Source organism: Desulfurella sp., from assembly GCF_023256235.1.
Taxonomy (GTDB): Bacteria; Campylobacterota_A; Desulfurellia; order Desulfurellales; family Desulfurellaceae; genus Desulfurella.
Map to the genome: position 1 here is coordinate 9,317 of NZ_JAGDWY010000007.1, position 1,837 is coordinate 11,153.

The window sequence follows — 1,837 nt, forward strand, 5'->3', positions numbered from 1 at the left end:
TGAAATAATACACCAGGAGGGTTAATGTTTTGTCCAAACTGTGGCAAAGAAATAGATGATTCTTCAAAGTTTTGTAAGTTTTGTGGAGCAAAAATTGAAAAAAACCAAAACACAAACTTATTTTCTGCATCAAATATTGATTTTTCAAAGACTGTATCCATTATTTCCAGTTTAAGTTTTATCAAAAAAGCATTTCCATCATCGTTTGGGTTAGCCTTATTAATGTTTTTATTTCCTTTTATGTTTGTATCATGTACAATGGATCCTACAAAAAAAATATCATTGTCTGGTTTAAATTTAGCTTTTGGTACAAATATAGGAAATGAACATATTCAAAGTACACTGGTATTGCTTGTTTTTTTATTTGGGCTTGTAGCTTTTGTTCTTTCAATAATTTATGTTGTTAAATCTAAAAAACTTATTTATTTGGCTATACCAAGCGGACTTGGTATTTTAAACTTATTAATACTAATTATTTTTAGGCATAATTCTATAAATCAATTAAATGAACAAGTCGTACCGAATTCTTTATTTAATGTAAAATTAAGCCAAGTAGTAACGATGGATTTCACGTTAGCTTTTTGGTTATGCTTATTTCTAAACTTGGCTGGCTCAATCATTGGAATTTATTTGTTAAAAAATAAAGATTATGTCTAAAAAATACAAAAATTTCGTTTTTTTAAAAAAATTGCTACTTAGGAGGTATTTTGAATTATGTCATTTTTAAACAAAGTAGAAAATAAGATTTTTTTTAGACTTGTTAGAGTTTTTAGTTTTTTTATGGCATTTATTGGTTTAATCATGCTGATATACGCATTGGTTGTTATAGTTGGAAACTTTTTGCCTACAAAAAGCTCTGTTGAAGTAAACTTTAGCGATGTTCAAAAAGCTATAAAAACAAACTATTATGAAGAAAACCCAGATACTACAAACGCTACAACCTCAAATAATACTGCACAAATAAATGAACGGACTCAATATATTCAAAACAAAATAACATCCATTACACAATTGATACTAAAAAAGTTAAATTTACCTCAAGATAATTTTGAAAATATAAGTAACAATATAGTAAGCAACATAAACAATATAGACGCAAAATATCAGAAATCTTACTTAGATGGACTTTATGAGGTTTTAGAAAAAGCCCCAGCAAACAAGCTTGACGATTATTACAAACAGTACAATGATTTATTTAACCAAAAAATAAATTCAATAATAGAAAGCAAAATGAAAAAACAATCAAGTCAGTCAACATACCTTATAATAGCTCTCTCGGGCCTTGGTGTAATATTTATGTATTCAATCATTTTGGCGCTTCTTGCAATAGAGCGCAATACAAGAAAAGAAAATTAGTGTTAAAGGAGCAAAACATGTTTTGTCCAAATTGCGGTAAAGAAATAGATGATTCTTCAAAGTTTTGCAAGTTTTGCGGTTACAATATTACACAACAAGATAAACAAAAACAAGAAGAAAAACAAACAAACACACCTAAAGACTCACTAAAACCTGATTTAAAAGTTATTCAAAAACCTAAAAATGACTCATTACTTGTAGTTATAATTGTTGTTGTATTAATTGCTATAGCGGCTTTTGGGGGTTATTTTGTATACAAAAGTATGTTTTCTTTACACAAAAAAGCGCTTGAGTTAATTGACAAAAAAGAGTATTCAAAAGCTGCTCAACTGCTTGCTAAATCCTGCAATAAAGGTAATGTAGATTCTTGCGTTAGACTTGCAGATATGTATGCAAACGGTACGCAAATTCCAAAAGATGAAGCTCAAGCAATTAATTTTTATACAATAGCTTGCAATAAAAACAATTCAATTGCATGCGC

General features: G+C 28.4%; 3 protein-coding genes. All 3 read left to right on the forward strand.

Going from position 1 to position 1,837, the window contains the following annotated elements:
* The first annotated feature begins 24 nt into the window (after nucleotides 1-24).
* Nucleotides 25-657 (forward strand): zinc ribbon domain-containing protein, encoded by a 633-nt coding sequence (locus Q0C22_RS00740; protein WP_291490178.1) that lies wholly within the window; start codon nucleotides 25-27, stop codon nucleotides 655-657.
* A gap of 57 nt (nucleotides 658-714) precedes the next feature.
* Nucleotides 715-1,356 (forward strand): hypothetical protein, encoded by a 642-nt coding sequence (locus Q0C22_RS00745; RefSeq protein WP_291490179.1) that lies wholly within the window; start codon nucleotides 715-717, stop codon nucleotides 1,354-1,356.
* 17 nt (nucleotides 1,357-1,373) lie between these two features.
* Nucleotides 1,374-1,837 (forward strand): zinc-ribbon domain-containing protein (locus Q0C22_RS00750; RefSeq protein WP_291490180.1); only part of this gene is annotated, 464 nt, incomplete at its 3' end.